The sequence below is a fragment of the Streptomyces sp. NPDC048566 genome (assembly GCF_043199735.1).
In the GTDB taxonomy this organism is placed as follows: domain Bacteria; phylum Actinomycetota; class Actinomycetes; order Streptomycetales; family Streptomycetaceae; genus Streptomyces.
In genome coordinates this window covers 192,445-207,881 of record NZ_JBICWL010000001.1, presented here as the reverse complement: position 1 = coordinate 207,881, position 15,437 = coordinate 192,445, and the positions used below count along the sequence as shown (strand labels likewise).

The 15,437-nt window shown below is 74.0% G+C and carries 12 protein-coding genes; 5 read left to right on the top strand and 7 right to left on the bottom strand.

Features of this window, described 5'->3' with window-relative positions; all coding sequences use genetic code 11:
• The first annotated feature begins 21 nt into the window (after nt 1–21).
• Nucleotides 22–1,524 carry a hypothetical protein gene (locus tag ACGFS9_RS00790; RefSeq protein WP_393249372.1) on the top strand — a complete coding sequence of 501 codons (1,503 nt, stop codon included), beginning with the start codon at nt 22–24 and terminating at the stop codon, nt 1,522–1,524.
• A 273-nt stretch (nt 1,525–1,797) separates the two neighbouring features.
• On the opposite strand, the gene ACGFS9_RS00785 is transcribed toward ACGFS9_RS00790, so the two are convergent.
• Genes ACGFS9_RS00785 through ACGFS9_RS00775 form a run of 3 tightly spaced genes read right to left on the bottom strand, consistent with a single transcriptional unit; the run spans nt 1,798 to nt 6,001 of the window.
• Nucleotides 1,798–3,108, bottom strand: coding sequence for a hypothetical protein (locus ACGFS9_RS00785; protein WP_393249370.1), 1,311 nt, complete (start codon nt 3,106–3,108; stop codon nt 1,798–1,800).
• Nucleotides 3,105–4,796, bottom strand: a complete 1,692-nt coding sequence (locus ACGFS9_RS00780) for a lipopolysaccharide biosynthesis protein (protein WP_393249368.1) — start codon at nt 4,794–4,796, stop codon at nt 3,105–3,107. Before ACGFS9_RS00780 ends, ACGFS9_RS00785 begins: the two co-directional genes overlap by 4 nt.
• Nucleotides 4,793–6,001 carry a glycosyltransferase family 4 protein gene (locus ACGFS9_RS00775; protein ID WP_393250460.1) on the bottom strand — a complete coding sequence of 403 codons (1,209 nt, stop codon included), beginning with the start codon at nt 5,999–6,001 and terminating at the stop codon, nt 4,793–4,795. Before ACGFS9_RS00775 ends, ACGFS9_RS00780 begins: the two co-directional genes overlap by 4 nt.
• Nucleotides 6,002–6,391: 390 nt before the next feature.
• Between ACGFS9_RS00775 and ACGFS9_RS00770 the strand changes: the two genes are divergently transcribed.
• Nucleotides 6,392–6,871, top strand: a complete 480-nt coding sequence (locus ACGFS9_RS00770) for an adenylyltransferase/cytidyltransferase family protein (RefSeq protein ID WP_393249366.1) — start codon at nt 6,392–6,394, stop codon at nt 6,869–6,871.
• Here ACGFS9_RS00770 and ACGFS9_RS00765 read toward each other — a convergent pair.
• A complete protein-coding gene (locus tag ACGFS9_RS00765; RefSeq protein WP_393249364.1) occupies nt 6,831–7,550 on the bottom strand; it encodes a CDP-alcohol phosphatidyltransferase family protein in 720 nt (239 codons plus the stop codon). The genes ACGFS9_RS00770 and ACGFS9_RS00765 overlap by 41 nt on opposite strands.
• Nucleotides 7,551–7,759: 209 nt before the next feature.
• Between ACGFS9_RS00765 and ACGFS9_RS00760 the strand changes: the two genes are divergently transcribed.
• A complete protein-coding gene (locus tag ACGFS9_RS00760; RefSeq protein WP_393249362.1) occupies nt 7,760–8,809 on the top strand; it encodes a YdcF family protein in 1,050 nt (349 codons plus the stop codon).
• A gap of 348 nt (nt 8,810–9,157) precedes the next feature.
• On the opposite strand, the gene ACGFS9_RS00755 is transcribed toward ACGFS9_RS00760, so the two are convergent.
• On the bottom strand, nt 9,158–9,361 hold the full coding sequence (locus tag ACGFS9_RS00755) for a cold-shock protein (protein ID WP_081220973.1): 204 nt from the start codon (nt 9,359–9,361) through the stop codon (nt 9,158–9,160).
• 218 nt (nt 9,362–9,579) lie between these two features.
• On the opposite strand from ACGFS9_RS00755, the gene ACGFS9_RS00750 reads away from it, so the two are divergent.
• The gene (locus tag ACGFS9_RS00750; protein ID WP_393249360.1) at nt 9,580–10,848 is read left to right on the top strand and encodes an alpha/beta fold hydrolase; all 1,269 of its coding nucleotides are present in this window, start codon (nt 9,580–9,582) and stop codon (nt 10,846–10,848) included.
• A gap of 437 nt (nt 10,849–11,285) precedes the next feature.
• A complete protein-coding gene (locus ACGFS9_RS00745) occupies nt 11,286–11,750 on the top strand; it encodes a hypothetical protein (RefSeq protein ID WP_393249358.1) in 465 nt (154 codons plus the stop codon).
• Between the two features lie 269 nt (nt 11,751–12,019).
• Here ACGFS9_RS00745 and ACGFS9_RS00740 read toward each other — a convergent pair whose 3' ends face one another.
• Entirely contained in the window at nt 12,020–13,411 is a 1,392-nt protein-coding gene (locus ACGFS9_RS00740) for an alpha/beta fold hydrolase (RefSeq protein ID WP_393249356.1), read from the bottom strand.
• Nucleotides 13,412–13,496: 85 nt separating this feature from the next.
• Nucleotides 13,497–15,077, bottom strand: coding sequence for an AMP-binding protein (locus tag ACGFS9_RS00735; RefSeq protein ID WP_393249354.1), 1,581 nt, complete (start codon nt 15,075–15,077; stop codon nt 13,497–13,499).
• Nucleotides 15,078–15,437 lie beyond the last annotated feature (360 nt).

The window sequence follows — 15,437 nt, the reverse complement described above, 5'->3', positions numbered from 1 at the left end:
CACTTTCGGGGCGGGGGCGCCATGACGCAGCAGACGGACCCGGGCAGGACCGGTACGTCCGGGCCGCCCGAGCGGGACCGGCCGACGGCGGTTCCCCCCTTCCGGCCGCGCACGCTCCTCTCCCGCGCCCTGTCGGTGCCGCTCGTCCTCGGCTTCGCGGTGTTCCTGCCCCTGCTGGTGCTGGTGCAGCCCGGCACCGGTCTCCACGACTCGGCGCTGTGGCTGCAACTCGCCCTCACCATGTACGCCGGCATCCGGCTGTCGGCGATGATCCTGTCGAGCCGCCGCAAGCTGCTCGCCGGTTCGTTCTGGCTGTTCGTCTACATGGCGATGGGGGTGGCCCCGCTCGCGCAGGCCGTGCTCGGCAGGACGCCGACACCCGTGGTGGGCGCGCGCACCGATCTGACGGAGGCCGTCGCGCTGGTCCTGATCGGCTGTGTCGCCTTCGACATCGGCACCCTGCTGGCCCGCCAGCGTCCGGAGCGCAAGCGGGACGACAAGATGCGGCCGGCGCTGGTGCACCGCCGCCGCCTGTACCTGCTGACGCTGCTCGCCTTCGCCGGTTCCGCGCTCCTCGTGGTGAAGCTGGGCGGCCCCGCGGTCTTCTTCACCAGCCGCCAGGAGATCATCAGCAGCGTCGAGGAGGCAGGTCTGTCACAGGCCGACTCGCAGGCCGGGCAGGCCGTCGTGCGCGGCTTCGGCACGGTGCCCGCCCTCATCGCCTGGCTGGCCTACACGCGCTGGCTGGTGACCTCGCGGCGGGCGCGGCGCTCCGTGGTGATCATCGCGGTCTGGGCGGCGCTCGCCGGGCTCAACGCGGTGGTCAACAACCCGATCTCCAACCCGCGCTTCTGGTTCCTCACCGTGCTCTTCTCGCTGCTGTTCACCGTCTTCCCGGTGAGCGCGGCCTTCTACCGGGTCGCGCTGAGCCTCGGGGTGATCGTGGCGCTGGTCGTCTTCCCGTTCGCCGACCGCTTCCGCTACGACGACGCCAACTACCGCCCGGTGCAGACGACGTCACCGCTGGAGCCGCTGGCGCTGAAGGACTACGACCAGGTCGGCATGTTCGCGAACACCATCACCTACGTCCGCTCGGGCAGCGGCCACACCTTCGGCGCCCAGCTCGCCGGGTCGGTGCTGTTCGCGGTTCCGCGCTCGGTGTGGCCGGACAAGCCGATGGACACCGGGGTCATGGTCGGCCAGTGGATGGGCGCCACCAACACCAACCTGTCGTCGCCGGTGTGGGCCGAGCTGTGGATCGATTTCGGTCCGGTCGGCATGGTCGCGGGCTTCGTGGCCATGGGCTACGCGGCGGCGCGGGTCGACCGGCGCTACGCGCGGCGTGCGGTGCGCAGTTCCCGGCCGGGCAGCCTGATCGCCCTGGCCGTCCCGCTGGTCGCCGGCTACTCCTTCATCCTGCTGCGCGGGCCGCTGCTCCAGGCGTCGGGCCGGGTGGCCATCGCCGCCGTCTGCATAGCGCTCATCACCACGTTCCGCCAGGACCGGACACCGGGTCTGCGCTGACGGTTCCGCTGTGCCGACGGGACCGGCGGGGCCGGCACCCGACCCCGGGCGGGCCGCTCGCGGCGTCCTCCGGTGCGGTTCGGTGCGGTGGTCCGGCGGGTCGGCCGGCGCCGGGCGCGGCGCCGCGTGCACGGCCGTCTCGCGGAGCGGAGGGAGCGGGCCCCTGCCGGCCGCCGGCCCCGTCGTGCGGGGAGGGCGTCCGGGACACGGCGGACGGTGTCGGGCGGGCCGGCGGGGCGCCCGAAGGCGCTCCCCCGGCGGACACGGTCGGGCTCAGCTCGCCGGCACCGCCGGTGCGGCCGCTGGGGCGGTCTCCCGCTCCCGCAGGCGGACGACCCTGGTCCAGGCCGCGACCGCCTTCAGCGCGGAGCCCGCGGCCAGGCCCCAGGCGGCGCCGAGTGCCGAGCCGGTGAGCAGGTATCCGCCCAGCATGAGGACGACCGCGAGCAGCGAGAAGACCACCTGGACGGAGAGGGTGGCGCGCGGGCTGAGGACGCGCAGCGTCACCAGGGCGCAGGTGCCGAGGCCCATCACCGCGTACTGGGCACCCGAGGCGGGCAGCAGGTCGGCGGCCGACTGCCAGGTGGCGCCCAGCAGTTGGCGGCCGACGTGGGCGGGCAGCGCGTACAGCACCAGGCCCCAGGCGAGGCCGACGGCGCTGAGGCCGAGGCCGAGGGCGGCGGCGGCGCGGGTGACCGCCCGCCGGCCGCCGAGCCGGTTCAGCAGCGGCGGACCGAAGGCGTTGACCGAGTTGAACAGGACGTTGAGCGGCCCGAAGAGCGTGGTGGCGCCGCGCAGGGCGCCGACGGCCAGCGGCGCGGCGAACAGGCCGAGGCCGAGCACGGCCAGCTGGCTGGAGGCGTTGCCGACGGCGAACTCGACGACGAAGCGCCGCCCGAGGTGGCCGCGGCGCACATAAGGCCGCAGGTCGGCCCGCGCGGCCCGCACGTGCGGCCACAGCAGACGCAGTCCGAGCAGCAGCGCCGGCACGGCGGACACGCCCCACACGGCGACCAGGACGCCGGGCGCGGCGTGCCGCGGCTGGACCAGCAGCGCGGGCACCACGCACACCAGACGCAGCGTGTCGGCGGCCAGCGCCAGCCCGGGCCGGCGCAGCGTGGAGAACGCGTACCGCAGGCCGTCCTGCACGAGCACCAGGGGCAGGACCAGGCCGAGCGCGAGGAACGCCCCGCCCGGCCCGGCCAGGCCGCCGGTGAGCGCCCCGGTGACGGCGCCGGCGACGGCGAGCGGTACGCCGACGGCGGCGGAGGCGAGGGCGGTGAACGCGATCGCGGAGCGGCAGGCGGCACCGGTCACGGCGGTGTCCCCGCGGGTGAGGACGACGGCCTGGCCGACGTAGGCCATGTTCAGGCCGAGCAGCACCGTGAAGGTGAGGTACACCATCGAGAAGGTGGCGAAGCCGTGCGCGGTGGAGACACGGGCGGCGATCACCAGGACGGCGATGTTGGTGAGGCTGGACGCCGCCTGGTCCAGGACGGAGGCGAGGGCGGCCGCCGACCGCCGCGGGGCGCGCGGCGGTTCGGACGGCGTTCCGGTCGGCGGCTGGTGTCCGGCGGCGGTCACCGGTCCCCCGAGCGGACGGTGCGCAACGCGACCGTGTCGCTGCCGTCGCCGTCGAAGCGCCGCTCGGGTTCCGGGGTGCCGGCCGGTTCGGGCGCCGGGGCCGGTGTGCTCTTGGGCGTGCGCCGGCCGCCGCCCCGGCGGGCGGCGGGCGCGCCGACCCGCTTGGCGTCGCTGTGGGTCACCGCGCCGAGGACGGTTCCGCCCGCCCCGACGATGAGCTCGCGGATGCGCGTGAGGTCGGCGCGGTGCACGGTCCGCGGGTCGCAGACGATGAGCACGCCGTCGACGCGGTCGACGAGGGCGAGGGCGTCGGCGTACGCCAGGACGGGCGGGGCGACGACCACCACGGTGGCGTCCGGGTCGTCGGCCTCGGCGATCAGCCGGGTCGTGCGGGCGGAGGTCAGCGCGCGCGGCACGTTGCGCACCCGCTCGCCGGGAACGAGCCCGAAGGCTCCCGACTCGCCCGCGTCGACGAGGAGCTGGCCGCGGCTGGGCCACTCCCCCTCGGCCTGCTCACCGCTGCGGCTCCAGCGGGGCCGGGACGCGGCGGTGACGTCGAGCCGCTCGGAGAGCGACGGGGTGCGCAGGTCGGCTTCCACCAGCAGGACGTTCTTGCCGGTCTCGGCGAAGGAGGCGGCGAGGTTGACCGCGACGGCGACGCTGGACTCCATCGACCCGCGCGGGGCGACCACGAGCAGCCGGCGCCGGTCCGCGAACCGGTCGTCGTAGGCGAGCCGGAAGGCGATCGAGCGGTACTCCTCGGCCGCCCGGGAGTCGGTGTGGCCAACCACCAGGGTGCCCGCCGAACCGCGGGGCAGCGCGCCGAGGACGGGCCCGCGGACGGCGCGGGCGACGTCGCCGGCCGAGCGGGGCGCGGGGTCGAAGACCAGGCGCACCCAGGCGCCGAGCAGGCCGAGTCCGACGCCGACGAGGCCGCCGAGACCGAGCGACAGCGGCAGGCCGGGGCCGTCGGGGGAGGTGGGGACGGTGGCGTTGCGGATCACGTTGGCGGGCGTCATGTCGAGCGCCTTGAGGCTCGTGATCTTGGAGCGGAGGTCGGTGATGCGGTTGAGCAGGTTGGCCTGCACGGCGTAGGCGGAGTCGGCGGCCGAGCCGTCGGGGAGCTGCTTGATCCGCTCGGACAGCTGGTCGTTCTGCTTGGCGACCGGGTTGAGCTGGTCCTGGAGGCTCTTGAGCATCGAGTCGCGGACGGCCTCCCACTGGTCCTTGCGCATGTCGATGTACGAGGTCGTGAGGGCGTTCGCCCGGCGCGCCGCCTCCCGGGGGTCGGAGGCGTTGTACGTGAAGTGGAGCACGAGGGTCTGCGGCGGGTTGGTGACCTGGAGACCGTGCTGGAGCCGGTCCACCTCGCCCGAGCCCAGCTTGAGCTGCTTCGCGGCGCCCTCCGCGACCGACCGGCTCAGCGCGGTCTGCCGTTCGGACCCCATGTTCAGCGCCTTGTCGCTGGAGAGCGTCGGCGCGAACGGGTCGCTGGTGGGAGCGCGGAGCACGATGTCGGTGGTGGCGGCGTAGCTGTCGGCGCCGGTGACACCGAGCCAGGCGCCGGCCAGCAGTCCGATGCCGACGCCGCCGCCTATCAGCCACCGGTACCGCAGCAGCTGGCGGAACTGCTCGCGCAGTTGCTCCGGCTCGTCCTCCCCCCGGACGGGAACGTGTGTCTCGTTCACCTTCCAAGTCCCCCCATTGCCTCGTCGATCAGCGCGTCGATGCGCGCGAGACCCGCCTCGCGTGACAGATGGGCGGCGACGTGGCGCGGACCCGCCGCACCCAACTCGTCAGCCCTTCGCGGATCTTCGGCGAGTCTACGCACCGCGGACAGAAACTGATCAGGATTCTCCGGTTCCACCAGCGTTCCGGCACCGGAGCGCAGCACCTCGCGGGCCGTCCCGCCCTCGGCGGCGACCGAGGCCACCACCGGGCGGCCGGCCGCGAAGTAGGAGGTGAGCTTGGAGGGCACGCTCATGTCGAGGACGGAGGCGCGCTGCGTGACGGCGAGGACGTCGGCGGCGGCCAGCACGTCGGGGAAGTCGGCGTCGTCCACCGGCGGCAGGAACTCCAGGTTGGGCAGTCCGTCGGCCAGTGCGGCGAGGTGCTCGCGCTGGTTGCCGTCGCCCATCAGCACGATCCGGGTGGCCGGGTCGCGGCGGGCGGCGTCCACCAGCACCTCCAGGCCCTGCTTGAGGCCCATGTTCCCGGAGTGCAGGACCACCGTCTGCCCCGGCTGCCAGCCGAGCCGCTCGCGGGTGGCCGCGCGCGGCGCCGAAGGGGCCTGTATGTGGCTCCAGTTGGGCACGAGCCGGATGCGGCCGGGGTCGACGCCCATGGCCCGCACCCGCTCGACGAACGTCTCGTGGATGACACCGACCAGGGTGGCGCGGCGCAGCACCCAGGACTCGGCCCGCTCGGCGAGTTCGGCGGCGCGCCCGCCGCCCTGGATGCCGGACTGCGCGGCGGCCGCCCCCATCAGGTCCTGCACGACCGGGACGTACGGCGCCCGGTGCCGGGCGGCGATCCGGGCGCCGAGCACGCCGCCGGCGAGGCTGGGCAGTTGGGCGAGCACGGCGTCGAGCCGGCCGGTGCGGGGCGGGGCGGCGAGGCCGTGGACGAGGATCGAGCTCTCGAACAGGGCCCGGCGCAGGGCGCTTTGGCGTGGCGGGACGCTGTGCCGCCGGCGGTGCACGGTGACCCCGGCACGGCGTTCGGTGGCCCGCCAGACCGTGCGGTAGGCGGGGTCCAGGCTCCAGGACGGGTAGTGCGGCAGTCCGGCGAGCACGTGGGTGTCGTGGCCCCGGCTCGCCCAGTGCTCCGCGATTCCGGTGGCGTACGGGCCGATGCCGGTGTGCTCGGGCGCGTAGTTCGTGGACACGAGCAGCAACCGGCGCCCGGGTGTGCGGAGTTCGCCGCGCTGTCCGGCGCGGCCGGCGACGTCCGGCTCGGCGGGGCGTGCGGCGGCGTCCGGCTCGTCGGTGCGTTGCACCGGTACCGACCTTGCCGGGCCGGCCACTTCGGTGCCGCTCCGGTCACGACGCTCGTCGTGGGCATGTGTCACGCGACAGAACCTTCCCCCCGGCCGCCTGCGCGGCCTCCCCTGTGTGTCGGCGCCCCGCGGGACCCCCCGGTCCTCGCGCCGGTCGGAAGTGACCCAGGACGCACCCTAATTGTTCACCCTCCCTGCACCATGCATGAACGCTATCGTCAAAGTCCGCGCATCCCCCGGAAAGGGGTGCGCACAGGGGGCCAAAAACGAACAAGGGGGACATCTGTGCCATCGAGCAAGCCGTACCGCGTGGGCTACGCGCCGGGCGCCTACGACCTTTTCCACATCGGGCACTTGAACATCCTGCGCCACGCACGCGCGCAGTGCGACTACCTGGTGGCCGGCGTCGTCTCGGACGAGATGGCCGAGCGAGCCAAGGGCAGGCTGCCGATGATCCCGCTGGTGGAGCGGCTGGAGATCGTCAGGAGCATCAAGTACGTCGACGCGGCGTTCGTGGAGACCGTGCCGGACAAGCTGGAGACGTGGAAGCAGGTCCGCTTCGACGTGCTGTTCAAGGGCGACGACTGGCGCGACACCCCGAAGGGGGACCGGCTGGAGCAGGAGTTCGCCACGGTGGGCGTGGACGTCGTCTACTTCCCGTACACCGTGCACACCTCCAGCACCCAGTTGCGGCGCGCCATCGACGCGCTGGACGGGACGCGGTTCACCGACGAACTGCGGACAGCTCCCGGAACCACTTGGTGAGGAAGGCGGCCAGGAAGAGCACGGCGGCGGCGGCGAGGACCGTGTAGGCCCACCGGAAGGCGCTGCCGCCGCCGAGCAGCAGGAAGACCAGGCAGAAGACCCCGTGGTCGACGGGGAGCAGGGCCACCGCGCGCACCGTGGAGGGCCCGGCCCCCTCGCCCGGGGCCGCCTTGGGCTTGAGCTTCTCGGTGAGCAGCCCGCCGAAGAACGTGACGACGGCGGCGAGCTGGAAACCGAGCGGCACGAGCAGCCAGGCGTCGGCCCCGGTGCCGAAGTGCCCCGGGGCGCGGTAGAAGGCGATCAGCACGGCGGTGTGCAGCGCGGTGATCTTGGCACAGTCGACCACGTGGTCGAGCCACTCGCCGGCCGCGCTGCCGCCGCCGCGCAGCCGGGCGAGCTGCCCGTCGGCCGAGTCGAAGGCGAAACCGACGGCGAGCCCGAGCCAGACGACGACACCCGCGGCCCAGGTCGGCGCGGCGACCGCGGCCGTGGCGACGGCCGCGAAGCTGAACACCGCGCTGATCAGCGTGACGTGATTGGGCGTCAGCCCCAGCCGGTAGGCGCCGGCGGCGAGGTACCGGCCCACCGGCCGGTTCACGAACCGCGAGTACAGGGACACGCCCTTGGCGCTCTTCTGCGCGGACTTCAGCCGTATCAGCGCGGACGTCGTGCTGCTCATCGATCCCCCCGGACCTCGTCTCCGCACGGCCTCCCCGGCCGCTCCCCTGATCCACATCATCACAGCAGTCGACGTGCGATGGCGAACGATCGGATAACTGACCGGAAACGAAACGCGACGGAAACCGCCAGGGCTCCGGGGGGCCGACGGGCCCGCACCCGAGCCGCCCGCCGGCCCGGCCGGGCAGGGGCCCTCAGTAGGCTGGGCGCATGCCCGCCTTCCTCCCTTCGCTCGTCTGCTTCATCCTGTTCTGCGCGGGTTTCGTGCGGGACCGCCGCCGGGCCGGCAACGCGGTTCTGCTGGGGCTGTCCCTGGTCTTCGGCGGGATCGCCCTCTTCCGGGAACTGACCCGCGGACATCCGCAGGTGGGGCGCGATCTGGCCTTCGCGCTGCTGATCCTGGCGGCCCTCGGCGTCATCGTCCTCGCCTGGTTCCTGATCGCCAACGGGATCACGATGGTGCGCAAGGAGGGCAGAAGCCCCGCGAACCTGCTGTCCCTCGGGGCGGGCGTCGGCCTGGTCGCCCTGCTGGTCCTGCTCGCCACCGCACTGGCGCTGCACACGCACGCGCTGATGGTGGTGGCGGCGGCGGCCGTCGCCCTGGCCGGATACGTCGCCTTCCTGTTCCTGTGCTTCCTCTCCTACGGCGCGCTGTACGGACGTCTGCGGCTGCGGCGCCGGGCGGACTACGTGGTGGTCCTCGGCTCGGGCCTGATCGGCGGCACCACCGTGCCCCCGCTGCTGGCCGGCCGGCTCGACCGCGCCCGGAAGGAGCACGCCCGGCTCTCCCGGCGCGGACGGCGGCCGGTGCTGCTCACCTCCGGAGGACGGGGACCGGACGAGAAGCTGCCGGAGTCGCACGCGATGGCCGACCACCTGATCGCCCGGGGTTTCCCCGCCGACCTGATCCGGCGCGAGGACCGCTCGACCACCACGGACGAGAACATGCGCTTCAGCAAGGCTCTGATGGAGAAGGAGAAACCGGACTACCGCTGCGTGATCGTCACGAACAACTACCACGTGTTCCGTGCCGCGGTGACCGCCCGCCGCGCGGGGGTCCGCGGCCACGTGATCGGCGCGCCCACCGCCTCGTACTTCTGGCCGAGCGCGATGATCCGCGAGTTCGTCGCGCTGCTGGTCTCCTACCGCCGCACCAACGCCGCCCTGTTCCTGCTGGTCCTGGTGAGCGGCCTGTTCATCTGGTGGCTGGGGTGGCCGGCCCCGGGCGGCCCGGGCATCCTCGGAGCCGCACGGACCTGACGGCGCGCGAGAGACGTCGCCTCGCGGCCGGGGGGAGCTGTGCGCAGGTCCGGAGGAGGAGCCACGGCCGCGCCCCCGGTGACCGGCGCTGCGGCCACCACCCGCCGCGACCGCCCCGCCCCCACCCCGACGCCCGTCGCCCGACGCCCGTCGCCCGGAACGGAGTCCGCGTCCGGCGTACCGAGCCCCCGGTCCGGCGTTTCGAGCCCCGTCCGGCGCCCCCACGCGCCGTACCGCGCGCCGGGAGCCGCCGCGGACGGCGGAGGGGCCCGGCGGATGCCGGGCCCCTCCTCACACGACGCGGGGTGACCGCGGCCGGGGCCACGGGCGTCCGCTGACGGCTGTGCGTCAGCCGCGCACGATGTTCTCGGCCTGGGGGCCCTTCTGGCCCTGGGTGACGTCGAACGTGACGTGCTCACCCTCCACCAGTTCCCGGTAGCCGTTGCCGGAGATGTTGGAGTAGTGGGCGAAGACGTCCGGGCCGCCACCCTCCTGCTCGATGAAGCCGAAGCCCTTTTCGGAGTTGAACCACTTCACGGTGCCGCTGGCCATACTGCTGTCCTTCGCATAACGCCGGGACTTCCCCGGCTGATCTGTAGCAGGTGCCCGTCCGCCGCCGGAGTCCGTCGTCGGAGCGCACCGATCCTTTTCTACCCCACCGGCCGCACGGATCACCCAACGGGTGCCCTGCCTCAGCGCGCCGCCGTCCCGCCGACGGGGCGACACTCGGACATGTGTACGCCCACAGGCAGGAGTTGTACGCTGCAAAAGTGCAGGGCGACAAGTTCTTTTTCGGGGTGTTCGAACTCGACACGGCTCGGCACCAGCTTCGCCGGTCCGGCCAGCCGGTGCACGTCGAGCCCCGGGCGCTCGGCCTGCTGCGCCACCTGGTCGAGCACCGGGACCGGGTGGTCCCGAAGGACGAGCTCCTCGACGAGGTGTGGGGCGACCGCTTCGTCAGCGAGGCCGCCCTCACCACGGCCCTGCGCACGGCACGGCTGGCGGTGGGCGACACCGGCAGCCGCCAGCAGGTGATCCGCACGGTGCACCGGCGGGGCTGCCAGTTCGTGGCCCCGGTGACCGTCGCCGGTGACGCGGGGGCCCCGCCCGCCGGCCGGGACATCGCCCCGGGTCACCAGCCGGACACGCCGGGTGCGGAACCCGGCCGGGCGGCACCTTCCGGCCGACCGGGTGGGCCGGACCGCCAGACCATTCGCTTCTGCCGGGCGGCCGACGGCACCCGCATCGCCTACGCCTCCGTCGGCTCGGGCCCGCCCCTGCTCAAGGCCGCCAACTGGATGTCCCATCTCGACCTGGAGTGGTCGACGCCGGTGTGGTCGCACTGGCTGACCGGGCTCGCCCGGGACCGCCGGCTGATCCGCTACGACGAGCGCGGATGCGGCCTCTCCGACCAGACGGTCCCCCACTCCACCTTCGAGGACTGGGTCGACGACCTGGAGACCGTGGTCGAGGCCGCGGGGGTCGACCGGTTCCCCCTGCTCGGGGTGTCGCAGGGCGGCGCCGTGGCCGTGGCCTACGCCGCGCGCCACCCGGAGCGGGTCAGCCGGCTCGTCCTCGCCGGGGCCTACGCCCGGGGCCGGCAGGTCCGGGCCCGAGGCGAGGCGGAGAGCGCCGAGGCCGCCCTCGACCTCGACGTGGCCCGGGTGGGCTGGGCCCATCAGGACCCGCGGTTCCTACGGGTCTTCGCCTCCCAGTTCCTGCCCGAGGGCACGCCGGACGACTGGGACGAGTTCACCGCCTTCCAGCGGCAGACCACCTCACCGGCGAACGGGGTGCGGTTCCTTGAGGAGTTCGCCCGCATCGACGTCTCCGAGACGGCCCAGCACGTGGCGTGTCCGACGCTGATCCTCCACTCCCGCGAGGACGAGCGCGTACCGGTCTCGCAGGCCAACGAGCTGGCCTCCCTCATTCCCGACAGCCGGCTCGTCCTGCTCCGGAGCCGCAATCACCTGCTCACCGCCCACGAGCCGGCCTGGGGCGAGTTCCTGGCGCACATCGACGCCTTCCTCGCCGAGTAGGCCCCCGCGGCCGACGGGCGACGCGCCGGGTGAACCGGCGGCCGGCTCCCCGTGACCGGCGGCCTGGCACCGCCAGGTTCGGGCGGCCGGCACCGGCACGGCCCACGCCCCGCCCCGTGGACCCGCGATGCGCGCCCCGGGCCTCGCCCGCCCGCAGTCGCGCCCCGCGCCGGCCGAAACGACCCGCCAACGCCGCGCACCCCACCCGCCCCCGTCCCGTCGGCCCGCACCGGTCCCGCGCCGCAATCCGGCTCGCCGCATGAGGGAAGTGCCCTCAGAACACCCTCAGTTCGTCCTCAGGGGGACCTCAGTCGGCCACCATGCCTCGACCTGCCTCTCGGCCCGATGCTTGAGCGGTACCGGACGCAGACGACGGGGGCGTCGCACCGCGTCCGGCACACGTCAACGACACGACACTCACGAGAGAAGGACCGAAGATGCGACGCGACAACTCCAGGACGGCCGGCCGGAACGGGACGCGCCGGGGACTGGCGATGCTGATCGCGACGGGGGCGGGGCTGGGCTCTCTGCTGCTGGGAACGCTTCCCGCGCAGGCCAACGACACCACCAAGACGGTCGCGGACGACGGCCGGTCGATCACGTTCTCCACCGGCGACAGCAGCCGCGACGTCAGCGGGAACGTCACCTTCGTGGTGTCGTCGGACGGCAACTGGTCGATCACGGGCACCGGCAGGAACGCGCACCTGCTCGTCCGCACGTTCCACTGGACCTGCGACCTGACGTGGGACGCGGCCCGTGTCTCGCACGGCACCGGCAAGAAGGCCGTGCCCGGCAAGAAGACCCGGACCACGAGCGCGCAGGCCTACGACCCCGCCATGCAGGCGGACTTCGCGGACATCGCGGCCCGCGGACGCGCCGACTGCGACATCGTCGTCGGCTGACGCCACCGGCCGCCGTCCGCCCCCCGGCCCGTACGCGCGGCGACCGCCTCGGGCCCGACGGCCGGGGCGGGCCCGCGCGGCGGCGGCGCTCGCCCCGGGCCCGCGGGGGCGCCGGCCGCTCCCGGGGCACGACGGTGTTCTCCCGGATGCCGCGGCGATGGAGGTCTCCTCCACCGCCGCGGCATCCGCGCGTTCCGGACGGACGCCGGCCCCGCCCGCCGCCTGCCGGCCGGCACGGCTCGTCGTCCCGGCCCGGAGGGTCCGAGGCGTCACTCCTCCTCGGCGAGGAAGGCGTGCAGATGCGCGAGGTAGGTGGGCCAGGCCGGGTCGGCGGCGGTGAACAGGTGGTTGCGTCCGTCCAGCAGGATCAGCCGGCTGTCGGGAATGAGCGTGGCCAGTTCCAGCGCCTGCGCGACCGGGACCCGCGGATCGTCGCGAGCGTGGACGATCAAGGTGGGGCACCTCACCTCGCGGGCGACGGAGGCGACGTCGATGCGGGTGAACTCCTCCAGGAACCGCAGGGCGTTGGCGGGCGAGGTCGTCTGCCGCTGATAGGCGGCGAAGGCGTCCCACTCCGCGGGCGTGGCGTCGCCGATGAACTGGGAGGCGTAGTAGCGCAGGAAACTGCTCTCCTGGGTACGCCACCCGGCCCGGGCGATGTCGAGGTCGACCTCGGCGGCGTCCCGTTCGGCGGCGCTGCCCGCGCGGACCCGCTGGCCCCGGGCGTACGCGGAGGTGAGGATGAGCCGGCTGACCCGTTCGGGGCGGCGTGCGGCGTAGGCGACCGCCACCGCGCCGCCCTGGGAGACCCCGAGGAGGGGGAAGCGGTCGAGGCCCACGGCGTCGACGACGGCGTCGAGGTCGGCGACCAGGTCGTCGAGGGCGAAGCCGGGCACCGTCCATTCGGACAGGCCGCAGCCCCGTTCGTCGTAGCGGATCAGCCGCCGGCCGCGGGTGAGGCCCTCGAACCAGTGCGCCCACATCGGCGTGGTCCGGTCGAGATCGAGACGGGTCAGCCAGTTGGCGGTCTTGACCAGGGGCGGGCCCTGCCCGGTGGCGGTGTAGGCGACACGGGTGCCGTCGGCCGACCGGCAGAAGCGGATGACCTCGTGATCGGCCGCGGCCGGGGCGGGGGAACCCGAGGACGTGGGAGGCACGGTGGACGCCGCGGCCGGGGCCACGGCGGACGCCTCACCGGAGGCGGAGTCCGCCACCTCGTGCCCGGCGCCCGCGCCGTCCGCGACGGCCGCCGTCCGGGGCACCGCGTCGGGACCTGCGGTCACCGGCCCGGAGCCCTCGGCAGCGTCGCGGCGCACTCCGGCGCGGTCCGCGCCGCCCGCGGGAACCGCCGTCACCGGTGCGACGAAGCGGTGGCGATGTGGACCGACCGTCCGGATCAGCTGCTGGCGGGCCTCGGTGTCCCCCACGGCGAAGCGCGCGGTGCGCAGCCAGCCGCTGAGCGCGGCCTCGCCGGCCGTGCCCAGGTCCCCCACGCGCTCGCGCAGTTCGTCGGCCGTCACGACACGGTCGCGGTGCTCGACCAGATGGCACAGGATCTCCAGAGCGCGCGGCCCGACGTCGACCGCCTGCCCGTCGTGGCTGAGCGCCCGGCGGTCCACGTCCAACACGTACCGCCCGAACCGATACACCGCGCCACCCACACGAAAACCTTACAACACCTGCACGGATGACCGGAGTTGACCGGCCATCCGTGCCGGGTGCGTCGCGCCCGGCCGGGGCCGGCGCTCAGGAGTCCACCGACTCCCGATCGCGCAGTTCCCGGCGCAGGATCTTGCCGGAGGCCGCCTTCGGCACCGCCTCGATGAACTCGACCCGCCGGATCCTCTTGTAGGGGGCGACCTGCCGCTCCACGTGCTCCATGACCTCGGCGGCGGATATCGGCACGCCGGTCATCGGCACCACGAAGGCCTTGGGGATCTCGTTGCCCTCCTCGTCGCGGACGCCGATCACCGCGGCGTCGGCTACGGCCGGATGCTGCACCAGGAGAGCCTCCAGTTCGGCCGGGGCCACCTGGTAGCCCTTGTACTTGATGAGTTCCTTCACCCGGTCGACGATGAACCAGTTGCCCTCCGCGTCCACCCGCCCGATGTCCCCGGTGTGCAGCCAGCCCTCGGCGTCGACGGTCGCGTCGGTGTCCTCGGGGCGTCCGAAGTAGCCCTTCATCACCTGCGGTCCGCTGATCCACACCTCACCCGTCGCGCCGGCCGGCACGTCCTGACCGGTGACCGGGTCGACCAGCCGGGCCAGGGTGGACGGGAGCAGGTGCCCCACGCAGGCGAGGGGCTCGTCACGGTTGCCGTCGGCGTGGATGTGGGTGGCCGGGGACAGCTCGGTCATGCCGTACGCCTGCCCCACCTCCACCCCGAGCCGGTCCGACACCGCCTGCTGGAGGCCGGCGTCGAGCGGCGCCGCGGCGCAGATCACGCGCCGCAGGTGGGACAGGTCCAGGGCCCCCACCGCCGGATGCTTGGCGAGCGCGAGCATCACCGGCGGGGCGACGTAGGCGTGGGTGATGCGGTCGCGCTCCAGACCGGCCAGGAACGCGTCGACGTCGAAGCGGGTGTGCACGTAGACCGTGGCGCCGCGCAGCAGCGCGCTGTTGACGAGGGCGGTGAGCCCGAAGATGTGGAAGAAGGGCAGGATCGCGATGACGCGGTCGTCCGCCTCGACCCGGTGCAGCGCGTTCAGCTGTTCCAGGTTGGTGCACAGGTTGCGGTGGGTCAGCATCACGCCCTTCGGCACGCCCGTCGTGCCGCTCGAATAGGGCAGGACGGCCACGTCGCGGGCCGGGTCGATCTCGACCACCGGCACGTCGCCGTCGCGGACCAGGTCCAGGACCGGACGGTGGCCCTCGGCCCGGTCGCAGACCAGGATCTCGATGTCCCGGCCGGTCAGCTGCCGGACCGTCTCCACGGCGGCCCGCGCGGTCTCGATCAGCGCCGAGACGCCGACCATCAGCCGGGCGCCGGAGTCGACGAGTTGCTTGGCGATCTCGGCGGGTGTGGCCAGCGGCGACAGCGTGGTGACCGTCGCGCCCACGGTGGTGGCGGCATAGAGGACCACCGGGAACAGGATCGTGTTCGGCGAGTGCAGTGCCACCACGTCGCCCTTGCCGAAGCCCTCCCCCGCCAGCCCCGCCGCGAGCCCGCGGACCAGTCCGGTCAGCTCGGCGTAGGTGAGGGTGCGCCCACTCGCCACGTCCACCATGGCGGGCTTGGTCCCGTGCCGCGCCGCGCCGTCGAGCACCCACGCGTGGACCGGCCGGTCGACGACGGCGACGTCCGGGTACCTGCTCGTGTAGATCACTGTGTCTCCTTCTCCCGCGCGCCGCGGTGCCGCGGATCGCCTTCGGTCTCCGGCCCGGCGGGCCCGCCCCCCTGCCGGGCGGCGGTCCGAAGCACGGCGCGCGAGAGCGCGGCCCCGGGAGCCGGGCGCCGCGGGGGCGGCCCCCCGCCACCGCACCACGCCGCCCGGCTCCCGGCCGGTCGTCCCGGCCTGTCCGGAACAACCCGATCATCCTGGGGTCCGCCGCTCCGGGACTTGGTGGAACTCTGAGCCTTCCCTGAGGGCGCCCTGAGGACAAGACCCGGGAATCAGGACAAGCCCCGGGAAACGCACCGCTGTTACCCGGCGGCGACACCCTGCGCCCGCGGTCACCGGGCCCGC